Genomic DNA, 23111 nt, shown 5'->3' with positions numbered 1-23111 from the left:
AAGCCGCCCGCAAGTGACGAGGTTTAAGATGAAGTATCCGGTTAATGAAGTTTTTGAAACCATCCAAGGTGAAGGGGTTTACACGGGCGTGCCGGCGATCTTCGTCCGTCTGCAGGGCTGCCCTGTGGGGTGTTCATGGTGCGATACCAAACATACCTGGGAAACCTTAGCCGAGAATCGCGTCTCTTCGGAGCAAGTGATCCAGGTGGACGGCGCCATCGGCCGCTGGGCCGAGCTGGATGCCCGTGAGCTGCTGATGCACTTCAAGGTGCAGGGCTTTAGCGCCAAACATGTGGTGATCACCGGCGGCGAGCCTTGTATCTATGATCTTATCGCCTTAACTCAGGCCTTTGCCGATGCCGGCATGCAGTGTCAAATTGAGACCAGCGGGACCTTCGATGTGTTGGTGGACCCTCGTGCTTGGGTGACTGTGTCGCCTAAGATCAACATGAAGGGCGGATATAAGGTGTTAGAGCAGGCGCTGGAACGCGCCGATGAGATCAAACACCCGGTCGCCAAGGCCTCCCACATCGAGGAACTTGACGAGCTGCTCAAAGGTATAGACACCCTTGGAAAGACCATCTGCCTTCAGCCGATTAGCCAGAAGCCCCGCGCCACCGAGCTGGCGATGAAGGTCTGCATCGAGCGTAATTGGCGCCTCTCTATTCAGACACATAAATATCTGAATATCGATTAAGTATCAGGGATACTTATATTCACATAAAAAAACGGCGCCAACCGGGAGTAACCAGTTAAAGGCGCCGTTTTTGTTGATGACTCATTAAGCTTGCTTATCTTCTCTAAAGTCCTTGATCCAGAGACGAAAAGATTGAACTGGCTATTCCAAATGCCCCGACTCGTTAAAGGTCGCTAGCTTGGTCTGATACTCAGTGATGTCGCCAATATGCTCATCGACCCATTGCTTGTCGTAGTAAGTATCGAGATAACGATCTCCCGAGTCGCATAGTAGGGTAACGATAGAACCGGTTTGACCGTTGGCATGCATCTCGCTCGCTAGTTGCAGGGCGCCATAGAGGTTGGTGCCTGTAGAAGGACCTGCCTTGCGACCTATCAGCGTCTCTAACCAATAGATGGTGGCAATCGATGCGCCGTCGTCAATCTTGACCATATGGTCGACAACGCCTGGGATAAAAGAGGGCTCGGCCCGTGGCCGGCCTATCCCTTCGATACGGCTGGCGCCGGCGCAGCTGATACTGGCATCGCCACTATGGTAATAGTCGTAGAATACCGAATTTTCTGGGTCCACCACACAAAGCTTGGTCTTGGCACACTGGTAACGAATATAGCGGCCTATGGTGGCCGAGGTGCCGCCGGTGCCAGGGCTCATCACGATCCAGCTGGGGACGGGATGCGGCTCTTTTTGCATCTGCTCGAAGATGGAGTTGGCGATATTGTTGTTACCGCGCCAGTCGGTGGCCCGCTCTGCGTAGGTAAACTGATCCATATAGTGGCCCGATAGCTCGTCGGCCAGGCGCTGTGACTCGGCGTAGATCTGACTCGAATGCTCGACGAAATGGCAGCGTCCACCATAAAACTCGATCTGTTGGATCTTCTTCTTGGCGGTAGAGGCGGGCATCACGGCGATAAATGGCAGCCCCAGTAGGCGCGCGAAGTAGGCCTCGGACACTGCGGTGCTACCGGAGGAGGATTCGATAATGGGCGTATCTTGGGTGATCCAGCCGTTACAAAGGGCGTAGAGAAATAGAGAGCGCGCCAGGCGATGCTTGAGGCTGCCTGTGGGATGGGTGCTTTCATCTTTTAGGTAGATATCGATGCCGGGCAGCATGGGCAGTTCCAGCTTGATCAGATGAGTGTCTGCACTGCGTTGATAATCAGCCTCGATCTTTGCGATGGCCTGGTTGACCCAAGATTGATCCATTGTGGCTCCTGAGGTTATTGAGCGGATAGACCTTATAGCTTAACGAAATAATTTATAACGAAAAGGAAAATCGAAAAGAAATGCGACCGAGCGTTGAGGGCGCTTGTTGCGATAATTGAAGGAGCGACTGGAAAATTACTTAAGCCCTAGGCTGCAGTGGGTAGCAAACGGGACGAAATTAGTTTTGCTTAAAAACAGATGCGCTTTAAGGCAATAGATAAAATAAACGGGGAAGTTAAGTTTTAAGATAAAGCTGAGAGATGAAATAACGCGGGAGAAAAAATGGTGGAGGGAGAAGGATTCGAACCTTCGAAGGCTGAGCCGTCAGATTTACAGTCTGATCCCTTTGGCCACTCGGGAACCCCTCCATATTTTTTACAGCAGCACAAGGTAATAACAAGATAAAGATGGTGGAGGGAGAAGGATTCGAACCTTCGAAGGCTGAGCCGTCAGATTTACAGTCTGATCCCTTTGGCCACTCGGGAACCCCTCCACGAGTATCTCTTTATTACATTGTAGGCAAATGGTGGAGGGAGAAGGATTCGAACCTTCGAAGGCTGAGCCGTCAGATTTACAGTCTGATCCCTTTGGCCACTCGGGAACCCCTCCTCAATTGCGGCGGCCATAGTAGTCAGAATCGTTGGCGCTGTAAAGCCCCAATTTAAAATAATTACTAAAGTTATGGCGCAAGCGGTCGATTAAATAGCAACGAGCTGTTTTATTGATGTTTTTTTATGCGAACTAGTCAGTTGATCATCAACGAAAATCAATTGGGAACCCGACTCAACCAGGCGATAGTCGATCATCGCCGGGGGGAATTTGGTCTGCTGCTGGCCATGTTGTCAAACGACGCCCGCGATATGGCGCAGTTTAACCTGGAGCAAACCCCCAGTGATCTTGAAACGAAACTCAAGCGTCAGTTTGAGTTACCGGACGCTCAGCCCCTGACCAGCGCACTGCATCTGGGTGAAGACAGAGATAATAGTGAGCAGTTTCATCAATCGGGTCTCTGTGGTTTTCATCTACAGCAATATTTAAACCCCGAGCCTTTGGTGCATAGAGGGCGAGATCCACTGGCGATGCAAGAGGTGTTGGCTAACTGCGATCCCGTTACCCTGGCGCGTTTTCATAATGAACTCGACGCCGATGCACCTGTGATGGAGCTGCCCCATTTTACCGAGCAGATCGTCAGGCAACGTGCGTTAGGAGACATTTTGGCTTAGTTTTAAGTGCGAACGCTCGGGTTTTGCTATATATAGCTAAGAGCATTTTCAGTAAAAAGGTTAAGCGTCAAAATGAAGAAGATTCAAGAAGGTCAATCCGAGTTAGTCAACGATACCTGTAACGATTGTGGCAGCTATGCCGACATAGGTGCGGTGATCGATGAGTTTGACACAGTACTGACTCTGGTTCGTGAGGGTGACAAGGCTCAGAGTGAGTTGCAAGCCTTGGCAGAGGCGGCCAAACAGCGTTTCGAGGGTGTGAAGAGTGACATTAAGGCGGTAGAAGCCGGGCTGGAGCTACGTCTGACCTTTGGTTACAGTGCCGAGAAGATGATTTTTCAACTCGAGCATGGCCTCTAATAGGGGCCAGCCATATTTGCTTGCTAATTAGCTAGTTATTCGTGTAATGTGCACAAATTGAACGTTAAATAATAACAATAACATCTATGTTGTACCGTCTTTGGCGGTTTTTACCTTGATAACCTTTTTATTGGCAAAGGTTATCGGCAGTAGGATTTTATGACCAAGCGACAATTTCAACATCTGCTTGAAACGATAGTCAATTCGACGCAAAAACAAGAAGGCCAGTTTAAAGAGACGGCCGAGCTTGCCTGTGATCTGCTCAGTCAATCCCTGAAGGTCGATAACATAGGTGTTTGCCTGTTTTCCGGTTGTGAGACCAGTGACCTCGTAGCTCATACGGGTTCTCAAAGCCAAGCTTCATTTAATCACTCTGCTCAGAATCATGCGTCGCGTCCCGCACAGGGTCTCTGTCCTAACTATTTTGAACAACTCAAACGCGGTCGTATCATAGACGTGCTCGACGTTGAGCAGGACTGCCGCGTCGCCGAGATTCGTGAGCATCTAACGGCTAACGCCGTGGTGTCACATCTTGATGTGGCAATTCGTATCAATGGCCATCTAGAAGGTGTGCTCTATCTCGAATCTTTCCAGCCCCATGATTGGCCGGAAAGTGAAATCCATATCGTCTCTCAAGTCGCCGATCAGCTGGCGTTGACCCTGGCGACTCAGAGAGCCTACGACACAGACGAGCGCCTGAGCCTGTTCCTGAAGGCGATAGAGCAGTCTGAACAGATCAGCATGGTGGTCAATCTGGCCACGGATAAGATTGAATACGTCAACGGCGCCCATCACGCCATCTCTGGGGTGCCTAAGCAGCAGATCTTAGGCAAATCGCTCGCCTGTCTGGATTTCTTTAAGCAATCGCCAGTGCAGGCCGATGCGGTACTCGCTCAGGTCAAGCAAGGCAAGATCACCAAGGGAAACACCCAGTTGACCCGCCGTGACGGCGAAAGCTACTGGCTGCGCTATCGAGTGCGTCCCTTCACCACGCCTAGAGGCAACCATTACGCCCTGGTGACCGCCGAAGATTGCTCGGAAGAGTTGGTGCAGCAGAATGAACTCGAGCGTCTAGCCTGGCGCTGTTCGCTGACTGGCCTCTATAACCGCAGCTATTTCAATCGCGCCTTGGAAAAACTGCGCAGCGGCCATCTAATGTTGATCGATCTCAGGGGCTTTAAGCGCTTCAACGATACCTATGGTCATGAGAAGGGCGATAGCCTGTTGATCGAGGTAGCGCGTCGTATCAAACATTTTGCCAGCGTCAAAAAAGCGGAGCTGATGGCCCGTGTGGGCAGCGATGAGTTTGCCTTGGTGCTACAAGGGGTAGAGGATGAGCAGAACCTGGATTATGCCATCAAGCGCCTCTATCATCAGCTGAGCCTGCCTGTGCAGGTGGGCACAGAATCATTTGAGGCTAAACCTGCGCTCTCTGTGGTCGAGATAGATGCCCTGGAGGCAGGGTTTTCTGCGCTTACCTGCGCCGATATCGCTGTGCAATATGCCAAGAAGAAGCAGGGCAGCGCGATACAGATCTTCAACCATGCCCTGTTAAACACCTTCAAAGAAGATGCGCAGATCGAGCGAGATCTGCAGGCGGCGCTGAAGAATCGGGAGTTTGAGCTCTATTATCAGCCGCTTAAAGATCTCGGCCGTCAGGCCTATATCGGTGCCGAGGCCTTGATCCGTTGGCATCACCCCAAGAAGGGCGTGCTCTATCCAGGCGCCTTTATCGATATCGCCGAGCAAACCGGCATGATCGCCGCCATCGGCGAATGGGTGTTAGAGGCCGCCTGCCGTCAGCTCAATCTGTGGCAGCACCATAACATCAACATCTCCATGCATGTGAATGTATCGGCGCGGCAGTTTTTCAGTACTCAGCTCTATGATCAGGTATGGCAACTGGTTACCCGTTATCGTATTCGCCCAAATACCTTGATCTTAGAGATCACCGAGACCGAGCTGATGGAAGATGTGGTCTATGCGACTAACCTTTGTAAAGAGTTGGCCGAGTTAGGGGTGGGGCTGGCGATCGACGATTTCGGCACGGGTTACAGCTCGATGCGTTATCTCAAGCAGTTCCCCATCTCAAAGCTTAAGATAGACAGATCCTTCATATCAGATCTGAGTGTCAGTCGGGAGAGCCGCGAGATCGTCAGCGCCATCATCGCCATGGCTAAGGCGCTTAATCTGTCGTTGACGGCCGAAGGGGTCGAGACCGCCGAGCAGGAGTCTTTCCTATCGGCATTAAGTTGTCATCAGGCCCAAGGTTTCCTCTACAGCCCAGCCCTTAGGGAGGCCGAATTCAGCCAGTTCCTGCGAGCCAATGCCGAGACGCCGCTACACTGACACAACTATAGTTATGCCGAACTAATCCGCCGCGGTAGTGGTTTAGACGTGAAAGTTTGCGTGGGCGCTCAGCCTGTGGTGTATAAGCTGTCACAGCCAGTTTGGTAGCCTATCTATTAGTACTACCGGCCAATAAAATCCAATCTAACTATTTAAGACAGCACTGCTTAAATTTCTTGCCGCTCTGGCAGACGCAGGGATCGTTGCGTTTGGGGTATTTGGGTACAAGTTGCTCGCCCTGGGTGTACCACCAGCGACCATCTTGCTTTACAAAGTCTGAGACTTCATGAATGGCATCTAGTCCGTTGCTGCCCTGGTACCAAGCGTGAAACTCCACCATTCCCGCATCTTGAGCGCTGCTGCTTCGATTGACGCTCAGCCCCAGCCAACTCGTATGATTCTCTTCATCGAGGATCTCGACACTTAGGCCGTTAAGATAGTCGGGATGATGGGTATCGATAAGATACTGATGGCGTTTGAGCACGAAAGCCGAATAACGGCTACGCATCAAAGATTCGGGATCCGGTGCAATGACACCGAGATGAAAAGGTTCACAACACTGGTTGTAGCTTAGGGGTTTATCTTTCACCGACCTGCCACAGGGGCATGGGAGGGAGGGGTTAATCATGATTGCTGCTTGACTCGTTTAGGGTCGAAAACTGACGGCCATAATAGAGGTTAGGTAACGGCTTGGCACTATAGTAAAACGACGGTTCCGAGCGATTGTTGGTATCTACCGTGAGGTACCATTTGCCATCGGCTTTCTTCTTGGAGACGGTGACAAACTTACCAGCGAACTCACTCACGGGTTCTTCGGTTTCTTTAGGCGGATAGAAGCGGATAAGATAGTAGCCCACATCGGTCGCCTGTTGTTTGTCTAGCTGGCGCTCGACCACGCGAAAATCCACCTCTATCTGAGCATTCTTATGTTTAATCTTGCCAAAGAAGCGTTTGTAGAGCTCGATAATGTTATCGCGCCCCATGGTGATCTCTTTGTTCTGTTGCTCGGGAATGTAGCAGGCATTCTCCGCGTAGATATCTTGAATCACGGCCGCGTCTAGCTGTTCAAACGCGACGCTGAACTGCTTATAGAACTGATTTAAGGCATCATTGTCATTCTTTTGGGCAAAGGCTTGGAAATTGAGAGCACAGAGCCCCAAGACAAGGACAAATTTGAAGAGTTTCATTTAGCTATACGCTGCTGCTAATACTAGGGTCACTATAATCCATGGCCTTTTGATGCGAAAGATTTAGTTCTTAACAAATTGTGTCTCTAGCACTGGGCGTTGCTTTTTTCTGCAACTTTACCGCTAATCACCTCTTTTCTCGATGTTTACAAGCATCAAGGCTTCTGTGCCTCATAAGACATGAAATGCAAAACCTACCAGGTTGCTGACCATGGATTGGTGATTTTTGAGTCGCTTGAATGGGCCTACCCTATAGCGCACTTGAGTTTTGCTGAGCCTAAACGGATACTTTTAGCTGACCGGGTGCCTGTATGCAGTAATTGGATGTCGTGATTGGTTTCATGATTGGCTGAGTGTTTGACTCCGCAAGTGACTTGCCGATTTGCTATTAATACTAAATAGTGAGCTTTTAGGCTGTGTCGCTCGTAACAATAACACCATAGCGGGCCCCGGCGTGTTAGTGAAAGACAGAAGTGAAGGAGATAGGCATGAGTGAAGATGAAAGCGCTTTATTTCTCGCTTCTATGCAAGGTGTTAAGCCGTTAAAGGCAAGTAATGCGGTCACGCCAATTCTGAGTGGTTTGAGCGCTGAGGGGCAGCAGCGTCATCATGATGCGCAGCGGCGCTTAGCGCTTGAGAAACTGTCCCTCGAACTAAATGATATTACGCCGCTGGATCCACTTGCCGTGGTGAGCGTTAAGAAACAGGGCGTGCAGGGACAGGTGTTTAAGCTGTTTCGCCAGGGAAAATATGATGTGCAGGCGGATCTGGATGTAACCGGCCTGAGTCTAGCCAGGGCCAGAGAGCTGCTTTTCGATTTTGTGATAAACAGTCAGGCGTCAGGGCTAAGAAACCTTATCGTGATCCACGGCACAGGGGTGAATAGTCAGCCTATTCCCGCCAAGCTCAAATCTTACGTTGCTGCCTGGCTTGCCGAGATAGAGGTGGTGCAGGCCTTTCATAGTGCGCCAGCTGCCTGGGGCGGTCCAGGTGCCATGATGGTGATGCTAACGAAATCGGAGCAAGATAAGTTAGACACCGCAGAGCAACATGCTAAGGGAACGCACCGCTGGGCTTAACCTAGCAAGGCTCTTAATTTGTGAGAGCGTTTGTTGCTGCCTTAATAGTGTTTAGTTTAAAAAAAATCACCTCCGAGGAGGTGATTTTTTGTTTCTACTCTCTCAAATCAGGCTATGTATTGGTCTAAGTACGCCTGTTTGATGAGATTGTCGCTTACCAGCCACACTGACGGTTAGCCTGCTTGTTCTGCTCATCCAGCCAGACTTTTAGCGGCGCAAAGTAATCGAGTACCGCAGAGGCATCCATGTTTTGTGAGCCTGTCACCACTTCAAGGGCTTCTGGCCAAGGCTTACTCTGACCCATCTCTAACATGGCGTTTAGCTTAGCGCCTGCATCCTTGTTGCCATAGATGCTGCAACGGTGAACCGGGCCCTTATCGCCTGCGATATCACACAGCGCCTTATGGAACTGGAACTGGAGAATATGCGCCAGGAAGTAGCGGGTGTAAGGTACGTTGCCGGGTACATGGTACTTGGCACCCGGGTCGAAGTCGGCTTCGCTACGGGCGATTGGCGCCTTGACGCCCTGATACTTTTCACGCAGTTCCCACCATGCTTGGTTGTATTGCGCCGGGGTGATCTCGCCGCTAAATACCTTCCAGCGCCATTGATCTATCATGAGGCCGAAGGGCAGGAAGGCCACCTTATCCAGTGCCTGTCTTAGCAAGAGACCGATATCTTTAGAGGCATCTGGCACCTCTTGCAGTAGGCCTATCTGCTTTAGGTAGTTAGGCGTGATCGACAGGGCAACCGTGTCACCAATCGCCTCATGGAAGCCGTCGTTGGCGCTGTTCTTAAAGATGAAGGGCTGCTCTTTATAGGCGCGTTGATAGAAATTATGGCCCAGTTCATGGTGAATAACGGTGAAATCTTCCGCCGTCCTCTGGATACACATCTTGATACGAATATCATCTAGGTTATCCAGATCCCAGGCCGAGGCGTGACAGACCACATCGCGATCCTTGGGCTGCAGGAAGAGCGAACGGCTCCAGAAGGTTTCAGGTAGTGGGTCGAAACCGAGCGAGGTGAAGAAGCTCTCGGCCTGTTTAACCATCTGATGCTCATCGTAGCCCTGTTTTGCCAGCAGCTCGGTCACATCATAGCCAGGATCAGCATCTTGCGGCGCCACCATGTCATAGACGTTACCCCATTGCTGGGCCCACATGTTGCCAAGCAGATGCGCTGGAATAGGGCCTTTGTTAGGTGCGACTTCGTCGCCATATTTTTCGTTCAGCTCGCCCCTGACATAACAGTGCAGCGATTCATACAGAGGCTCTACCTGGCCCCAGAGTCTGTCGAGCTCTGCAGAGAAAGCATCTGGCTGCATGTCGTACTGGCTACGCCAGAGTTCTGACAGGTTGGCATAACCCAGATCTTTAGCTCCTTCGTTGGCTAACTCCACTTCGCGCTCAAACAGCGGACGCATCGGCTTGGAGATCTCGCGCCAGCCTTTCCAGATCTCCTCAAGCTCTTTAGGATCGCGTGAGCTGGCCATGATGCCCGAAAGCTCTGGCTGAGTGAGACAGCGTCCATCGGCCAGACAGTATTTGCCTTTACCATAGAGGCCATTTAGCTCGGCGCTGATATTGGCAAGTTCGGCATTCTTCTTAGGATCCAGAGGGGCCGGCAGCACCAATGCGCTACGTAAGATGTTGAGTTTACGGGCGTTGACCTCACCCAGTGGTAGCTGGCTATAGTTGGCGGCCTGGGTGGCTAGCTGTACCGATAGGGCGGTTTGGCGTTCGCCGACAGAGGCGGCGAGGGCGGCCGTGTCTTCGGTGATGAAGTTGCTGTAGATCCACTCTGCGCGGTTTTGTTCGATAGACAGATCGGCGAGTTGGTTCTCGGCCTGGTTGATAAATTGCTTGGCCTCGGCCAGATTATCTTGCTCAGAGGTTGTTCGTTTTAGACCATCTTGCCCTGCCGCCTGCAGGGCTTTGCTTCCTGTAGTGGCCTTGCTTTGTGTATTGACATTGTTATCGTCGTTACAGCCGCCGATCCCTAGAGAGAGTGCGATGACCACGGCAACCGGGGTCAACTTGGCACAAATTGGTTTCATGAGTGCTTCCTTTGTTATTTTTGTGTGGCTTTTTGTGGGGCATAGTTTACTCAATTTCATTAAATTTTACAGTTGATCGCGCTTTTCCTTATCTGCCATAGCCATTAATGGTCCCAATACTTGTGCAAGGCAGCGTAAAGCTTGTCGATTTCCATTTGACAATAGGTGAACCAGTGTTTAATTTAAACACACGTTTAAATCAGAGTTGTAGGTCACGGAATGGCAAATCGATCCGACACGAAAACAAGAATACTGGATGCGGCAGAAAAGCTATTCGCCGAGCGCGGCTTTTCAGAAACCTCCTTGCGGCTGATCACCAGCAAGGCAGAGGTTAACCTCGCCTCGGTAAACTATCATTTTGGCTCTAAGAAAGAGCTGATCCGCGCCGTACTCGCGCGCTATCTGGACCGTTTCATGCCAGAAGCCTCAGATGCCGTGGTGCAATTAAAACAGGCTAGCGAACCTAGCCTGAATGAGATCTTCTCGTCATTGGTAAAACCGCTCCTCGAGCTTAACAAGTTTAAGGCCGATGGCACCCGCACCTTTTTGCAACTGTTGGGCCGTGGCTATATCGAGAGTCAGGGGCACCTGAGATGGTTTATCACCACGCATTATGGTGAGCATCTGAGCGAGTTTGTGAAGGCGGTTGCCGAAAGCGCGCCACATATTCCCCCCGCAGAGATGTTTTGGCGATTACACTTTACCTTAGGCACTGTGGTCTTCACCATGGCATCAGCCGATGCCTTGACCGAAATTGCCGAGGCAGATTTCAATGAGCACAATGATATCGAAGCCGTGATCCGCAAGGTCATACCATATCTGGCTGCCGGTGTGGCAGTGCCTGTGACAACGCAGTAGGGGGCAACATGACACTCTTTATCTTGGCACTATTGGTCATCATAGTGCTTTTTGGCGTGAAAAATATCCGTATGCAGTGCATCACGCGGCCCGTATTCGCCTTCTTTAAGAAGGTGTTACCGCCGCTCTCAGATACCGAGAAAGAGGCGATGGAAGCCGGTGATGTGTGGTGGGAAGCCGAGCTATTTCGAGGCAAGCCCAACTGGGACACGCTGCACAGCTACGGTCGTCCAAGGCTGACTGAAGAGGAGAAAGCCTTTATCGATGAGCAGGTCATGACGGCCCTGACTATGATTGATGATTTCAACATAGTGCAGGAGCGTAAAGATCTGCCGCCCGAGCTGTGGGACTACTTCAAGAAAGAGGGCTTCTTCGCCCTGATCATCCCCAAAGAGTATGGCGGTAAGGCCTTCTCTGCCTATGCCAATTCAACCATCGTCAGCAAGCTTGCCAGTCGCAGCGTCAGCGCGGCGGTAAGTGTCATGGTGCCAAACTCCTTAGGCCCTGGCGAACTGCTGACTCACTATGGCACCAAGGAGCAGCGCGATCACTGGTTGCCGAAACTGGCCAGCGGTGAAGCCGTGCCCTGTTTTGCCCTGACAGGCCCCGAGGCGGGTTCAGATGCAGGCGCCATTCCCGATACCGGCATAGTGTGCCGCGGTGAGTTCCAGGGCGAAGAGGTGTTAGGCCTCAAGCTTAACTGGGACAAGCGTTATATCACCCTGGCCCCGGTATCTACCGTATTGGGCCTGGCTTTCCAGATGCGTGACCCTGAAGGCCTGCTGGGAGACAGAGAAGAGATAGGGATCACCTGCGCCCTTATTCCAACGGATCATCCCGGCGTTGAGATAGGTAATCGTCACAACCCGCTTAACATGGGCTTCATGAATGGTACCACTCGCGGCGAGGATGTCTTTATTCCGCTGGATTGGATCATAGGTGGGCCGCAATACGCGGGACGTGGCTGGCGCATGCTGGTCGAGTGTCTCTCGGCCGGTCGCGGCATCTCGTTGCCCGCCTTGGCGACGGCATCTGGTCATGTCACCACTAAGACCACGACTGCTTACAGTTATGTACGCCATCAATTTGGCTTGTCGATCGGCCAGTTTGAAGGGGTGCAAGAGGCCCTGGCGCGTATTATCGCCAACACCTATCAGCTAGAGGCGGCGCGCCGTCTGACCACAACGGGTATAGATCTTAAGGTCAAGCCTTCTGTGGTTACCGCCATTGCCAAGTATCATATGACAGAGATGGGCCGTGATGTGCTTAACGATGCCATGGATATTCAATCGGGCAAGGGGATCCAGCTTGGGCCTAAGAACTATCTAGGTCATGGTTATATGGCCACGCCGATATCGATCACGGTAGAAGGGGCGAACATTCTTACCCGCAGCCTGATGATCTTCGGTCAGGGGGCGACACGTTGTCATCCTTATGTGCTGGCCGAGATGGAAGCCGCGGCCATGGAAGATACCGGCGAGGCGTTAGAGCGCTTCGATAATCTGCTGCTGGGTCACATGGGCTATGCGGCTCGTAACGCCCTGAGCTCACTATGGGGCGCCTTAACCGGCAGCCGATTCAACTCTGCGCCCGTATCTGGCGAAACCAAGCAGTACTATAAGGACATGACTCGTCTGTCGGCGGCACTCGCCTTCGTCACAGATCTCTCCATGCTGGTGATGGGCGGCGATCTCAAGCGCAAGGAGATGTTGTCGGCACGTTTAGGTGATGTGCTCAGTGAACTCTATCTTGGCTCGGCTACCCTCAAGCTATTCGAAGACAATGGCCGTCAGCAGGATGACCTGCCGACCGTGCACTATGTGATGCAACTTAGGTTGCAAAGGGCGGCTAAGGCGCTTTACGGCGCGCTGCGTAACTTCCCTAATCGCCCACTGGCCTATGCGATGCGTGCGCTGGTGTTCCCTCTGGGTAACCATTTCAATGGCCCAGACGACAAGCTCACCATTGCCGTGTGTCAGAGCATGCTCAGACCCGGTCCGGCTCGCGATAGGTTGACCCATCTTTGCCCTGATTTCGAAGGGGATAATGGCGGGATCGCCGAGGTGGAAGATGCGTTTATCGCTCAGTACAAGGCAAAGCACCTGTTTAAGACGCTGCGCAAGGCTCAGAAGGAAGGCAAGCTTGAGCGTAAACAAGCAAACGATGCCCTGTATGCCCAAGCCTATGAGCTTAAGATCATCACTGAGGCAGATCGCGACACGCTACTCGAGGCCGACAGGCTACGTAAGATAGCGATTGCTGTAGATGAGTTTGAAAGCCTCTAACGGTCGGTGACGTTAAGCTTTCAGTTTTAATATACAGGTGCTGACATTTAGACTGGCATAAAAAAAAGGTACGCATTGCGTACCTTTTCCTTTTAAGGCGGTCCATCTAACTAAGCGAACCGCTTGATTGTTGCGAAAGTCTTAGGCGACGATCAGAACCTTACAGGTGTTAGTGCCACCGATAGTTTCCATCGCGTCACCCTTGGTCATCAGTACCATATCACCTGAGGTGAGGTAACCCGCTTCGGTCAGGGCTTCGAGTGCCTTCTTCGCTAGCTCGTCTGCGCCGTAGGCCGTTGAGTCGAAGTAGACAGGTTGTACGCCGCGGTACAGTGCCATCTTAGCCAGAGTTACGTCGTGACGTGATAGGGCAAGGATAGGCAGGGCAGAGCTGATACGAGACATAAGCTGAGGTGTCGCACCAGATTCTGTTAGGGCAACGATAGCCTTAACGCCTTCCAGGTGGTTAGCCGCATACATGGTCGACAGAGCGATGGTTTCTTCAACCGAGGTGAAACGCTCGTCCATACGGTGCTTAGACACCTGAACGCTTGGGTGAGCCTCGGCGCCAAGACAAACGTTAGCCATCGCCTTAACGGTTTCTTCTGGGAAGTCACCGGCAGCGGTTTCGGCTGAAAGCATGACGGCGTCAGTGCCATCAAGCACGGCGTTAGCCACGTCCATTACTTCGGCGCGGGTTGGCATTGGGCTGGTGATCATAGACTCCATCATCTGAGTCGCGGTGATCACGCTCTTGTTCAGCTGGCGAGAGCGGCTGATCAGTTTCTTCTGCACAGCCACCAGAGCAGCATCACCAATTTCAACACCAAGGTCACCACGGGCAACCATCACGGCGTCAGAGGCCAGGATCACATCGTCCATAGCTTCGTCAGAGGCAACGGCTTCGGCGCGCTCAACTTTAGAGACGATCAGGGCATTACTACCAGCCTTCTGGGCCAGTTCACGGGCGTAGTTCAGATCGGCGCCGCTGCGTGGGAAAGAAACCGCCAGGTAGTCGACCTTGATAGCCGCTGCTGTGATGATGTCTTGCTTGTCTTTCTCGGTCAACGCCGCGGCAGACAAACCACCACCTTTCTTGTTGATGCCCTTGTTGTTAGACAGGGGACCGGCAACCGTCACTGTGGTGTGAACCTTATTACCTTCAACTTTTTCTACTTTAAGCTGAACACGACCATCGTCGAGCATGAGGATATCGCCGATGGTGACATCTTGCGGTAGCTCTTTATAGTCGATACCCACTTGGTGTTCATCACCTTGGCCTTTTTCGAGATCGGCATCTAAGATAAATGCCTGACCGATATCCAGTTGCACCTTCTTGTTGTCTTTGAAGGTTGATACACGGATTTTAGGGCCTTGTAGATCACCCAGTATGGCAACGTGAACACCGAGTTCTTTGGCGATATTTCGCACGTCGGTGGCACGTTTCAGGTGATCTTCAGGTGAACCATGAGAGAAGTTTAGGCGAACAACGTTTGCACCAGCTTTGATGATACGACGTAGATTGTCGTCACGATCGGTTGCTGGACCCAGAGTCGTTACAATTTTGGTTCTGCGGAACATGAGATACTCCGTTAAGTTTTAAATAATCTTACTCTATATTAACAGACAAAATGGAGTTTTGTAGGAAAATTACAAACAAAATGATCTATCTCAAATTATTAATTTTGTGAACTGCTGCGATTAAAAGTGAAAAAAAAGGCGGCCCCTTATACAAGGGCCGCCTAATATCCTTACAAAACTGGACTATAGTGTCGCTTCTTTGTCTATGCGAGACTCTTTCAACACCTCTTTTACCCGCTTCAAACTTTCTCTGAAACGTGGGCCGCGGCGCAGGGTAAAACCAGTTGCCAATACGTCGACAATGACCAGTTGAGCCAGGCGTGAAGCCATGGGCAGATACATGTCGGTATCTTCGGGGACCTCCATGGTCACTGGTAGGGTACATTCGGCGCTGAGCGGTGAGTTGCGTGAGGTGATGGCAATCACTGCGGCACCGTTCTCACGGGCCAGGCGGGCGATATCAATCAGTGACTTGGTACGGCCTGTGTGGCTGATCAATACCACCACATCGCCTTCGCTGCTGTTGATACAGCTCATACGTTGCATCAAGACATCGTCGAAGCAGATCACAGGCACGTTGAAGCGGAAAAATTTGTTCTGTGCGTCATGGGCAACAGAGGCCGAGGCGCCAAGGCCAAAGAAGGAGATCTTCTTTGCCTGCGTAAGAATGTCGACCGCCTTATTGATGGCTGCCGTGTCCATGCTCTGTCTGGCGGTATCCAGTGCCGCCATGGAAGACTCGAAGATCTTAGTGGTGTAGGAGTCTGGGCTGTCGTCTTCTTCGACGTGGCGGCTGACATAAGGCGTACCGTTGGCCAGGCTCTGTGCTAAGTGCAGCTTAAAATCGGGGAAGCCTTTAGTGTCGAGACGGCGGCAGAAGCGGTTCACAGTAGGTTCGCTCACGTCGGCCATCTTGGCCAGGGTGGCGATGCTGGAGTGAATCGCGGTTTGTGGTGACGCCAGGATCACCTCAGCCACTTTACGTTCCGACTTACTGAAATGTGTTAGGTTTTTCTGAACCTTTTCTAGGGTATTCATATGCGTACATCCACTGGATTGTAATGTAATTATATTTATTCTTTTATGTCATGATAGAACCAAACAAAAAGTGCTACAGTTTGGTTTATATGACGAATTATGATCTAACTACAGAGCAAACTTTCTACTATATATAGTAATTTAATCACAAAAAGCATATCAGATTTTGGTGTCTCGTTGCTAGTTTACTAATAGGTCATTTTTTGCAAAATTTAGATGCAATTAACAAATTCTGTTGTTATATTACAACAAACATGTGAGCTTCTCATCGAAACGATGGGACACAGTACATAGGAGATTTTTAAGCTATGGGCATGACATCACCAGAAGCCAAAGCTTGTGATTTTGTATTGTTCGGCACCAAAGGCGATCTCGCCAGACGTAAGTTACTCCCTTCTCTTTATCAACTGGATAAGGCAGGTCTACTCAATGAGGAGACTAAGATAGTTGGGGTAGCCAAAGACGCCTTTAGCCATGATGAGTATCAGGAGCTGGTTGTCACGGCACTAAAGAGCTTCGTTAAAGAAGCCCTGTGTGATGAAACCCTCGAGCGATTCCTAAAGCGCTGTGTCTATATTGGGACTAACTTCACCGAGGCAGAAGGTTACAGTGCCTTCCATGAGATCCTCGAGCCCAAGAAGCGCGTCATGGTGAACTACTTCGCGACGCCGCCGGCCATCTTCGGCGATATCTGTCGCTGCTTGCATGAACAAAACCTTATCTATCCCGATACCCGTGTCGTCCTCGAAAAGCCCATTGGCTCAGATCTCGCTTCTTCTAAAGTCATTAACGATCAAGTCAGCGCCTACTTTAATGAAAATCAGGTCTATCGTATCGACCACTACCTGGGTAAAGAGACGGTACAGAACCTGATCGCGCTGCGATTCGCCAACTCCTTATTTGCCTCTAAGTGGGATAACCGCACGATCGATCATGTGCAGATCACCGTCGCTGAAGAGGTGGGTATCGAAGGGCGTTGGGGCTATTTCGATAAAGCCGGTCAGATGCGCGACATGATCCAAAACCACCTGCTACAGGTACTTACCTTGGTCGCCATGGATCCCCCGGTAAACCTGGATGCAGACAGCATTCGCGATGAGAAGGTAAAAGTGCTTAAGTCACTGCGTAAGATAGATGCGGATAACATCTATGAAAACACAGTGCGCGGTCAGTACTCGGCCGGGTTCCTCAAAGGCGCGCCAGTGCCTGGCTACCTTGAGGAAGAGGGCGCTAATACTCAATCTCACGCCGAAACCTTCGTCGCCCTGCGCGTCGATATCGACAACTGGCGCTGGGCCGGTGTGCCTTTCTATCTGCGTAGCGGCAAGCGTATGCCGACCAAGAGTTCTGAAATTGTCGTCTATTTCAAGAACCCACCACACAACCTGTATCGTTCAAGCTACCGTAACCTGCCGCCAAACAAGCTGACGATTCGTCTGCAGCCTCACGAAGGCGTTGAGATCCAGATGATGAACAAGGTGCCGGGTCTTGAGCAGAAACAAAGACTACAAACCACTAAGCTGGATTTGAGTTTCTCCGATACCTTCAAGAACGATCGTATCGCCGATGCCTATGAGCGTCTGTTGCTCGAAGCCATGCTGGGTAATCAGGCACTATTCGTGCGCCGCGATGAAGTTGAGCAGGCATGGACCTGGGTCGACGGCATCATCCAGGCGTGGGAAGAGAGTAATGAGAAGCCTAAGCCATACCCAGCCGGTAGCTGGGGCCCTGTGGCATCAGTTGCTTTGATCGCTAAAGACGGCCGCTCTTGGGATGAATAAGGGGATTTTAAGATGATTAAAGAATCCGTATTCAAATCTTTTGATAGCAAAACCAGCCTGGAGGCGCAGCTTGCCGATCGCATCGCCGAGCAGCTTCAGGCGGCTATCGACGCCCGCGGTAAGGCTAGCCTGGTAGTGTCTGGCGGCTCGACACCGCTGGCCCTGTTTAAGCTGCTGAGTCAGAAGGCAATTGAATGGAACGATGTCTATATCACCCTGGCCGATGAGCGCTGGGTCGATAGCGAGCACAGCGATTCCAATGAGCGTTTGGTGAGACAACACCTGCTGCAAAACCGCGCCGCGGGCGCCAAGTTTCGCGGCCTGAAGAACATGTTTGCCACCCCAGAGGCTGGCGTCGACATGGCCATTGAGCAACTCGCCAACTTCCCGAGGCCCTTCGATGTGGTGGTGCTCGGCATGGGCAACGATGGCCATACCTGTTCATGGTTCCCGTGCGCTAAGGAGATTGAACAGGCGCTGAGCACCCAGGCGTTGTGCCTGGCGGTGAATCCGGGCGAGGCGCCCCATGGTCGTATGACCATCTCCAAGCAGGGGATCTTAGCGTCACGCCAAATCTATTTACACATAGTCGGTGAACAGAAGCTCGCCGTTTACCGACAAGCGCTCGAGAATGACGATGCCAAGGCGATGCCGATACGTGCGGTACTTGCCCAGCATAAGACACCCGTCGATGTTTATTGGAGCGCTTAAGGAGCGATTATGCATTCAGTAGTACAGTCAGTTACAGACAGGATCATTGCCAGAAGCCAAGCGACTCGTGCAAAGTATCTTGCGGCGTTGGGCGAAGCAAAAGCCAATGGCGTTCATCGCAGTAGCCTAAGCTGTGGCAACCTAGCCCACGGTTTTGCCGCCTGTAGCCCGGCAGATAAGAATGCCATCAAGGCATTTAACAAGGCCAACATAGGTATTGTTACCGCCTTCAACGACATGTTGTCGGCCCATCAGCCCTACGAGCATTACCCTCAGCTATTGAAAGACGCCTGTCACGAGGTTGGCAGCGTTGCCCAGGTGGCCGCAGGCGTGCCCGCCATGTGTGACGGTGTGACCCAAGGGCAACCGGGCATGGAGCTCAGCCTGCTGAGCCGCGAGGTGATTGCCATGTCAACGGCTGTGGGTCTGTCTCACAACATGTTTGATGGCGCCTTGCTACTGGGGATCTGTGACAAGATAGTTCCAGGCCTGTTGATCGGCGCCCTGAGTTTCGGTCATCTGCCTATGTTGTTTGTGCCAGCAGGCCCGATGAAATCCGGTATTCCTAACAAGGAGAAGGCGCGAGTTCGTCAAAAGTTTGCCCAGGGGCAGGTGGATCGCGCCGCGCTGTTGGAAGCAGAGTCTAAGTCTTATCACAGTGCGGGAACCTGTACCTTCTACGGTACGGCAAACAGCAACCAGCTGATGCTGGAGGTAATGGGTCTGCAACTGCCAGGTTCCTCGTTTGTGAATCCTGACGATCCGCTGCGTGAAGCCCTCAATAAGATGGCGGCTAAGCAGGTGTGTCGTCTCACCGAGATGGGTACCCAATACACGCCAATCGGTGAGGTGGTTAACGAGAAATCTGTGGTCAACGGCATAGTTGCCTTGCTGGCAACGGGTGGCTCGACCAACCTGACCATGCATATCGTTGCCGCTGCCCGTGCTGCCGGGATTATCGTTAACTGGGATGATTTCTCTGAGCTGTCAGATGCCGTGCCGTTACTCGCCCGCGTCTATCCTAACGGTCACGCCGACATCAACCACTTCCACGCCGCTGGCGGCATGGCCTTCCTGATCAAGGAACTGCTCGATGCCGGACTGCTGCATGAGGATGTGCTGACGGTGGCCGGTCCTGGTCTGCGTCGTTACACCCAGGAGCCACGCCTCATCGACAATGAATTGGTTTGGGTCGAAGGCCCAAGCGAATCTTTGGATAAAGAGGTACTGACGGCCGTGGCGTCGCCATTCCAGGCCAATGGCGGATTGAAACTGCTTAAGGGTAACCTGGGCCGCGCGGTGATCAAGGTTTCAGCGGTTGCCGAGTCGCACCGATTCGTCGAGGCGCCAGCCGTGGTGATCGACGATCAGAACAAGCTCGAAGGCTTGTTCAAGGCCGGAGAGCTCGACAGAAACTGCGTCGTCGTGGTTAAAGGTCAGGGACCTAAGGCGATCGGTATGCCAGAGCTGCATAAGTTAACGCCTATCCTGGGCTCGCTACAGGATAAAGGCTTTAAAGTTGCGCTGCTGACCGATGGCCGTATGTCTGGTGCATCCGGTAAGGTGCCTGCGGCGATCCATCTGACGCCAGAGGCATTAGACGGTGGTCTGATCGCTAAAGTTGAAAATGGTGACCTGATTCGTGTCGATGCCAATACAGGTGAGGTGAGCCTTCTGGTCGATGAGGCTGTATTGGCGAGTCGTGAAGCGGAAAAAGTCGATCTACGCAGTACCAGTTTCGGCATGGGCCGCGAACTGTTTGCGGCGCTGCGTTCCAATTTAAGTAGTCCAGAGACGGGTGCACGTTGCACCACGAGCATAGACGAAAATTATTAATCATTGAGGAAGCTTTTAGCAATGGCTGAGAATAACTGGTCAATTCAACCCCAAGATATTTTTAAACGTAGCCCGATCGTTCCCGTCATGGTGATTAATAAGATTGAGGATGCGGTTCCACTTGCCAGAGCCCTGGTTGAGGGTGGCATCAGCGTATTGGAAGTGACGCTGCGTACCCCTTGTGCGCTGGAAGCGATCACCAAGATCGCCAAAGAGGTTCCCGAAGCCCTGGTCGGAGCGGGTACTGTGCTCAACGAAGCGCAGTTGCAGCAGGCTATTGATGCCGGCGCTCAGTTTGTGATCACCCCGGGTGCCACGCCTGAGCTGCTAAAGGCGGCGATGAAAGGCAGCGTGCCGTTAATCCCTGGCGTTGCTAGCATCTCTGAGGTGATGGCGGGTATGGCCTTGGGTTACACCAACTTTAAGTTCTTCCCGGCGGAGGCATCTGGTGGCGTGAATGCGCTGAAGGCCTTCTCAGGTCCGCTAGCCGACATACGTTTCTGCCCAACCGGCGGCATTACCCCGAGCAGCTACAGAGATTATTTGGCGCTTAAGAATGTCGATTGTATCGGCGGCAGCTGGATTGCCCCAACCGATGCGATGGAGCAGGGCGACTGGGCGCGTATCACTCAGTTGTGTAAAGACGCCATCAACGGCCTGTAATTACGCTTTGTAATTACAGATAGCGCTATAAAAAAACCTCTGCCTAGGCAGAGGTTTTTTTGTATCTGATTAATATGAGCTACAGGCCGTCAGCCTGAACAGAACTACTTGGCTTCGCTGTACTGATAGTCGCTGCTGGCCTGCCAGATGCGGTATCTAAGCTGAGCACCTGCAGGCAAGTAAAACACCTTAGGTAAGCGACTGTCGTAGGCTAAGGTAAGCTTCTCAGGCAGGGTGAGGAATGCTGTCTTCTTTGCTTTATCGAAACAGGCCATCATGGTGCTAGGACCTTGATGTATGGCATCCACCTGATAATAGCTATAGCCCCAGCCTTTTACCGTATGCTGAGTTATCTCCCCCGACAGGCCATGTTTGTTGCAATCTACCTCTTCGCTACGGCCGATGGCTATCTCCAGTCGGTAGTCGTCCTCATTGGCAAGCTTTGGCAGGGTAAGAATATGTTGCACCAGGCCGTCAGTTGGTGCGGGAAACATCTTAGTTGCATCCTCGGCTTGATAGTCGCTTGCAGAGTAGCTTATTGCGACCGGCATGGTTAACTGCTGTGGCTTAGCCGGACTGGTCGCCTGGGCACAGAAGGTGCTAAGGGAGAGACCCAGGCCGATTAATAGGGAAGATGTATATTGGTTCAATGGTAATTTCATGAAAGCTCCTAGCGTTAAATTGAACGGTTATACCAGGTATAAACGCTAGCATAGAGGAAAAGGGTTAAAAGCAAAGAAATAATTTTTAATTTATTGTTTTTAGTTAATTTTTAATATGGCTTGTGACGAGAATGGCAGTTTTCTATTCGAGCACCTCATATTTGTTTACTTTGAAAGTCAAACTAGTTAATATGCTGACTGTTTGATTTTCAAAGTATTTGGGCTGAGCATATCGGGTACTGATAAACACAAACTGCTAGCTTCGAATCAATATACGAGACTATGCACAAAGCTATGTACGGACCTATGTACGAACCAGTAGAAGTTAACCGTTAAAAGCTAAACAACCCAAGTTAACTAGCCAAAGTTAATTAACTAAAGTAAACAGCAAAAGCTAACCAATAAAAACGAATAGAGAAACATTCATGTCCAACGTAAAGGATCATCTAGCCCCCTGGCAGCACAGCCACCAGTTCGCTAATTTAAACAGTGATGGCGAGCGCAACACCCGTTATGTCTTACTGCTAACCCTATTTACCATGATTGCCGAGATTGTTGCTGGTACCGTATACGGTTCGATGGCCTTATTGGCCGACGGTTGGCATATGGGTACCCATGCCGCAGCGTTTCTCATTACCCTGTTTGCCTATCACTATGCGAAGAAACATGCCAACAGCCCTGATTTTGCCTTTGGTACAGGTAAGGTTAGCGTATTAGGGGGCTTTACCAGTGCCGTCGCACTCGGACTGGTAGCGCTGCTTATGGTGGTTGAGTCGGTGAGCCGGCTGTTTAACCCGGAGCAGATCCACTTTAATGAAGCCATCTTTGTGGCGGTGATCGGCCTGACGGTCAATGTAATTTCTGTCTTTTTGCTAAAAGACCACCACGGACATCACCACCATCATCATGGACATCATCACGATCACAGCCATGACCACCATCATGATCACAGCCATGAGCACGATAATAGCCATGACCTTCACCACGACAGTCATCACCATGATCATAGCCACGAGCATGACGCTCATCACCATGTTCATGAGCATAAACATGAAAAAGCGCATGCACACGGTGATAAGGGGCATCATGATCACAACCTGCGTGCCGCTTATTTTCATGTGATGGCCGACGCTTTGACCTCTCTGCTCGCCATTGGCGCCTTACTGTTCGGTAAGTATCTGGGACTGACCTGGTTAGATCCCGTGATGGGCGTGGTTGGCGCTGTGATTATCACCAGCTGGGCGTGGGGCTTGATGAAGCAAACTGGGCCGATTCTGCTCGATGCCAGCATAGAGAAACAATACGTTAAGCAGATGGTCGAGTTGATCGAGGCCGAGCAAGATCATCAAGTGAGCGACATTCACGTCTGGCGTGTTAGCGCCGATCATTATGCCGCCATGGTCTCTATCGTCAGCCATGCGCCGAAGGAGCTGGATTATTTCAAGCAGAAGCTGGCCAAATTTGAACGTATTGACCATTTGACGGTCGAACTCATCACTTGCCGTCAAGTAGCTTGCCAAGGGGCAGAATAAGCTTAAG

At 51.5% G+C, this 23111-nt stretch carries 19 protein-coding genes and 3 tRNA genes; 12 read left to right on the top strand and 10 right to left on the bottom strand.

Features of this window, described 5'->3' with window-relative positions; all coding sequences use genetic code 11:
* Window positions 1-28 precede the first annotated feature (28 nt).
* Window positions 29-697 carry a 7-carboxy-7-deazaguanine synthase QueE gene (queE, locus tag K0J45_RS10530; protein ID WP_011865859.1) on the top strand — a complete coding sequence of 223 codons (669 nt, stop codon included), beginning with the start codon at window positions 29-31 and terminating at the stop codon, window positions 695-697.
* A gap of 141 nt (window positions 698-838) precedes the next feature.
* Here queE and K0J45_RS10525 read toward each other — a convergent pair whose 3' ends face one another.
* The 4 genes from K0J45_RS10525 to K0J45_RS10510 all read right to left on the bottom strand — a co-directional run bounded on the left by K0J45_RS10525 (window position 839) and on the right by K0J45_RS10510 (window position 2509).
* The gene (locus K0J45_RS10525) at window positions 839-1900 is read right to left on the bottom strand and encodes a PLP-dependent cysteine synthase family protein (protein WP_220042523.1); all 1062 of its coding nucleotides are present in this window, start codon (window positions 1898-1900) and stop codon (window positions 839-841) included.
* A gap of 283 nt (window positions 1901-2183) precedes the next feature.
* Window positions 2184-2268 (bottom strand) — tRNA-Tyr (locus K0J45_RS10520).
* Window positions 2269-2308: 40 nt separating this feature from the next.
* Window positions 2309-2393 (bottom strand) — tRNA-Tyr (locus K0J45_RS10515).
* A gap of 31 nt (window positions 2394-2424) precedes the next feature.
* Window positions 2425-2509, bottom strand: a tRNA-Tyr gene (locus K0J45_RS10510).
* Window positions 2510-2634: 125 nt separating this feature from the next.
* On the opposite strand from K0J45_RS10510, the gene K0J45_RS10505 reads away from it, so the two are divergent.
* The 3 genes from K0J45_RS10505 (at window position 2635) to K0J45_RS10495 (ending at window position 5832) form a co-directional block, all read left to right on the top strand.
* The gene (locus K0J45_RS10505) at window positions 2635-3123 is read left to right on the top strand and encodes a VC2046/SO_2500 family protein (RefSeq protein ID WP_220042522.1); all 489 of its coding nucleotides are present in this window, start codon (window positions 2635-2637) and stop codon (window positions 3121-3123) included.
* Between the two features lie 72 nt (window positions 3124-3195).
* Window positions 3196-3483 carry a DUF406 family protein gene (locus K0J45_RS10500; protein WP_220042521.1) on the top strand — a complete coding sequence of 96 codons (288 nt, stop codon included), beginning with the start codon at window positions 3196-3198 and terminating at the stop codon, window positions 3481-3483.
* 159 nt (window positions 3484-3642) lie between these two features.
* Window positions 3643-5832 (top strand): putative bifunctional diguanylate cyclase/phosphodiesterase, encoded by a 2190-nt coding sequence (locus tag K0J45_RS10495; protein ID WP_220042520.1) that lies wholly within the window; start codon window positions 3643-3645, stop codon window positions 5830-5832.
* A gap of 148 nt (window positions 5833-5980) precedes the next feature.
* Here K0J45_RS10495 and K0J45_RS10490 read toward each other — a convergent pair whose 3' ends face one another.
* Window positions 5981-6460 carry a YchJ family protein gene (locus K0J45_RS10490; RefSeq protein ID WP_220042519.1) on the bottom strand — a complete coding sequence of 160 codons (480 nt, stop codon included), beginning with the start codon at window positions 6458-6460 and terminating at the stop codon, window positions 5981-5983.
* Entirely contained in the window at window positions 6453-7019 is a 567-nt protein-coding gene (locus K0J45_RS10485) for a YybH family protein (RefSeq protein WP_011865853.1), read from the bottom strand. The genes K0J45_RS10490 and K0J45_RS10485 overlap by 8 nt, the downstream gene beginning before the upstream one ends.
* 488 nt (window positions 7020-7507) lie before the next feature.
* Between K0J45_RS10485 and smrA the strand changes: the two genes are divergently transcribed.
* Window positions 7508-8098, top strand: coding sequence for a DNA endonuclease SmrA (smrA, locus tag K0J45_RS10480; protein ID WP_220042518.1), 591 nt, complete (start codon window positions 7508-7510; stop codon window positions 8096-8098).
* Between the two features lie 154 nt (window positions 8099-8252).
* On the opposite strand, the gene K0J45_RS10475 is transcribed toward smrA, so the two are convergent.
* Window positions 8253-10157, bottom strand: a complete 1905-nt coding sequence (locus K0J45_RS10475; RefSeq protein ID WP_220042517.1) for a M2 family metallopeptidase — start codon at window positions 10155-10157, stop codon at window positions 8253-8255.
* 219 nt (window positions 10158-10376) lie between these two features.
* Here K0J45_RS10475 and psrA point away from each other — a divergent pair, with 219 nt between their 5' ends.
* Both psrA and K0J45_RS10465 read left to right on the top strand, forming a co-directional pair.
* On the top strand, window positions 10377-11015 hold the full coding sequence (gene psrA / locus K0J45_RS10470; protein ID WP_011865850.1) for a TetR family transcriptional repressor PsrA: 639 nt from the start codon (window positions 10377-10379) through the stop codon (window positions 11013-11015).
* Between the two features lie 8 nt (window positions 11016-11023).
* Window positions 11024-13300, top strand: a complete 2277-nt coding sequence (locus K0J45_RS10465; protein ID WP_220042516.1) for an acyl-CoA dehydrogenase — start codon at window positions 11024-11026, stop codon at window positions 13298-13300.
* Window positions 13301-13441: 141 nt separating this feature from the next.
* Here K0J45_RS10465 and pyk read toward each other — a convergent pair whose 3' ends face one another.
* Both pyk and K0J45_RS10455 read right to left on the bottom strand, forming a co-directional pair.
* Window positions 13442-14881: a pyruvate kinase gene (pyk, locus tag K0J45_RS10460; protein ID WP_144204241.1), complete on the bottom strand. Its 1440-nt coding sequence runs from the start codon at window positions 14879-14881 to the stop codon at window positions 13442-13444.
* A gap of 183 nt (window positions 14882-15064) precedes the next feature.
* Window positions 15065-15919 (bottom strand): MurR/RpiR family transcriptional regulator, encoded by an 855-nt coding sequence (locus K0J45_RS10455; RefSeq protein ID WP_011865847.1) that lies wholly within the window; start codon window positions 15917-15919, stop codon window positions 15065-15067.
* A gap of 308 nt (window positions 15920-16227) precedes the next feature.
* On the opposite strand from K0J45_RS10455, the gene zwf reads away from it, so the two are divergent.
* The 4 genes from zwf to K0J45_RS10435 are packed head-to-tail and all read left to right on the top strand — an operon-like array spanning window position 16228 to window position 20910.
* On the top strand, window positions 16228-17700 hold the full coding sequence (zwf, locus tag K0J45_RS10450; RefSeq protein ID WP_011865846.1) for a glucose-6-phosphate dehydrogenase: 1473 nt from the start codon (window positions 16228-16230) through the stop codon (window positions 17698-17700).
* Between the two features lie 12 nt (window positions 17701-17712).
* A complete protein-coding gene (gene pgl, locus K0J45_RS10445; RefSeq protein ID WP_220042515.1) occupies window positions 17713-18411 on the top strand; it encodes a 6-phosphogluconolactonase in 699 nt (232 codons plus the stop codon).
* 9 nt (window positions 18412-18420) lie between these two features.
* Window positions 18421-20247, top strand: a complete 1827-nt coding sequence (gene edd, locus K0J45_RS10440; protein ID WP_220042514.1) for a phosphogluconate dehydratase — start codon at window positions 18421-18423, stop codon at window positions 20245-20247.
* 21 nt (window positions 20248-20268) lie between these two features.
* A complete protein-coding gene (locus tag K0J45_RS10435) occupies window positions 20269-20910 on the top strand; it encodes a bifunctional 4-hydroxy-2-oxoglutarate aldolase/2-dehydro-3-deoxy-phosphogluconate aldolase (protein ID WP_220042513.1) in 642 nt (213 codons plus the stop codon).
* A gap of 104 nt (window positions 20911-21014) precedes the next feature.
* On the opposite strand, the gene eco is transcribed toward K0J45_RS10435, so the two are convergent.
* A complete protein-coding gene (eco, locus tag K0J45_RS10430; RefSeq protein WP_220042512.1) occupies window positions 21015-21572 on the bottom strand; it encodes a serine protease inhibitor ecotin in 558 nt (185 codons plus the stop codon).
* Between the two features lie 425 nt (window positions 21573-21997).
* On the opposite strand from eco, the gene K0J45_RS10425 reads away from it, so the two are divergent.
* A complete protein-coding gene (locus tag K0J45_RS10425; RefSeq protein WP_220042511.1) occupies window positions 21998-23104 on the top strand; it encodes a cation diffusion facilitator family transporter in 1107 nt (368 codons plus the stop codon).
* Window positions 23105-23111: the final 7 nt, after the last annotated feature.

This window comes from Shewanella alkalitolerans, from assembly GCF_019457575.1.
Classification (GTDB): domain Bacteria; phylum Pseudomonadota; class Gammaproteobacteria; order Enterobacterales; family Shewanellaceae; genus Shewanella; species Shewanella loihica.
This window is presented reverse-complemented; position numbering and strand designations above follow the sequence as displayed.

Excerpts from the sequence above, each read along its gene's own strand:
- K0J45_RS10490 (WP_220042519.1), bottom strand. The coding sequence starts at position 6,460 with ATGATTAACCCCTCCCTCCCATGCCCCTGTGGCAGGTCGGTGAAAGAT.
- psrA (WP_011865850.1), top strand. The coding sequence starts at position 10,377 with ATGGCAAATCGATCCGACACGAAAACAAGAATACTGGATGCGGCAGAA.
- edd (WP_220042514.1), top strand. The coding sequence starts at position 18,421 with ATGCATTCAGTAGTACAGTCAGTTACAGACAGGATCATTGCCAGAAGC.
- pgl (WP_220042515.1), top strand. The coding sequence starts at position 17,713 with ATGATTAAAGAATCCGTATTCAAATCTTTTGATAGCAAAACCAGCCTG.
- K0J45_RS10465 (WP_220042516.1), top strand. The coding sequence starts at position 11,024 with ATGACACTCTTTATCTTGGCACTATTGGTCATCATAGTGCTTTTTGGC.
- pyk (WP_144204241.1), bottom strand. The coding sequence starts at position 14,881 with ATGTTCCGCAGAACCAAAATTGTAACGACTCTGGGTCCAGCAACCGAT.
- K0J45_RS10425 (WP_220042511.1), top strand. The coding sequence starts at position 21,998 with ATGTCCAACGTAAAGGATCATCTAGCCCCCTGGCAGCACAGCCACCAG.
- K0J45_RS10495 (WP_220042520.1), top strand. The coding sequence starts at position 3,643 with ATGACCAAGCGACAATTTCAACATCTGCTTGAAACGATAGTCAATTCG.
- K0J45_RS10505 (WP_220042522.1), top strand. The coding sequence starts at position 2,635 with ATGCGAACTAGTCAGTTGATCATCAACGAAAATCAATTGGGAACCCGA.
- K0J45_RS10475 (WP_220042517.1), bottom strand. The coding sequence starts at position 10,157 with ATGAAACCAATTTGTGCCAAGTTGACCCCGGTTGCCGTGGTCATCGCA.
- K0J45_RS10485 (WP_011865853.1), bottom strand. The coding sequence starts at position 7,019 with ATGAAACTCTTCAAATTTGTCCTTGTCTTGGGGCTCTGTGCTCTCAAT.
- K0J45_RS10525 (WP_220042523.1), bottom strand. The coding sequence starts at position 1,900 with ATGGATCAATCTTGGGTCAACCAGGCCATCGCAAAGATCGAGGCTGAT.
- queE (WP_011865859.1), top strand. The coding sequence starts at position 29 with ATGAAGTATCCGGTTAATGAAGTTTTTGAAACCATCCAAGGTGAAGGG.
- K0J45_RS10435 (WP_220042513.1), top strand. The coding sequence starts at position 20,269 with ATGGCTGAGAATAACTGGTCAATTCAACCCCAAGATATTTTTAAACGT.
- zwf (WP_011865846.1), top strand. The coding sequence starts at position 16,228 with ATGGGCATGACATCACCAGAAGCCAAAGCTTGTGATTTTGTATTGTTC.
- eco (WP_220042512.1), bottom strand. The coding sequence starts at position 21,572 with ATGAAATTACCATTGAACCAATATACATCTTCCCTATTAATCGGCCTG.
- smrA (WP_220042518.1), top strand. The coding sequence starts at position 7,508 with ATGAGTGAAGATGAAAGCGCTTTATTTCTCGCTTCTATGCAAGGTGTT.
- K0J45_RS10455 (WP_011865847.1), bottom strand. The coding sequence starts at position 15,919 with ATGAATACCCTAGAAAAGGTTCAGAAAAACCTAACACATTTCAGTAAG.
- K0J45_RS10500 (WP_220042521.1), top strand. The coding sequence starts at position 3,196 with ATGAAGAAGATTCAAGAAGGTCAATCCGAGTTAGTCAACGATACCTGT.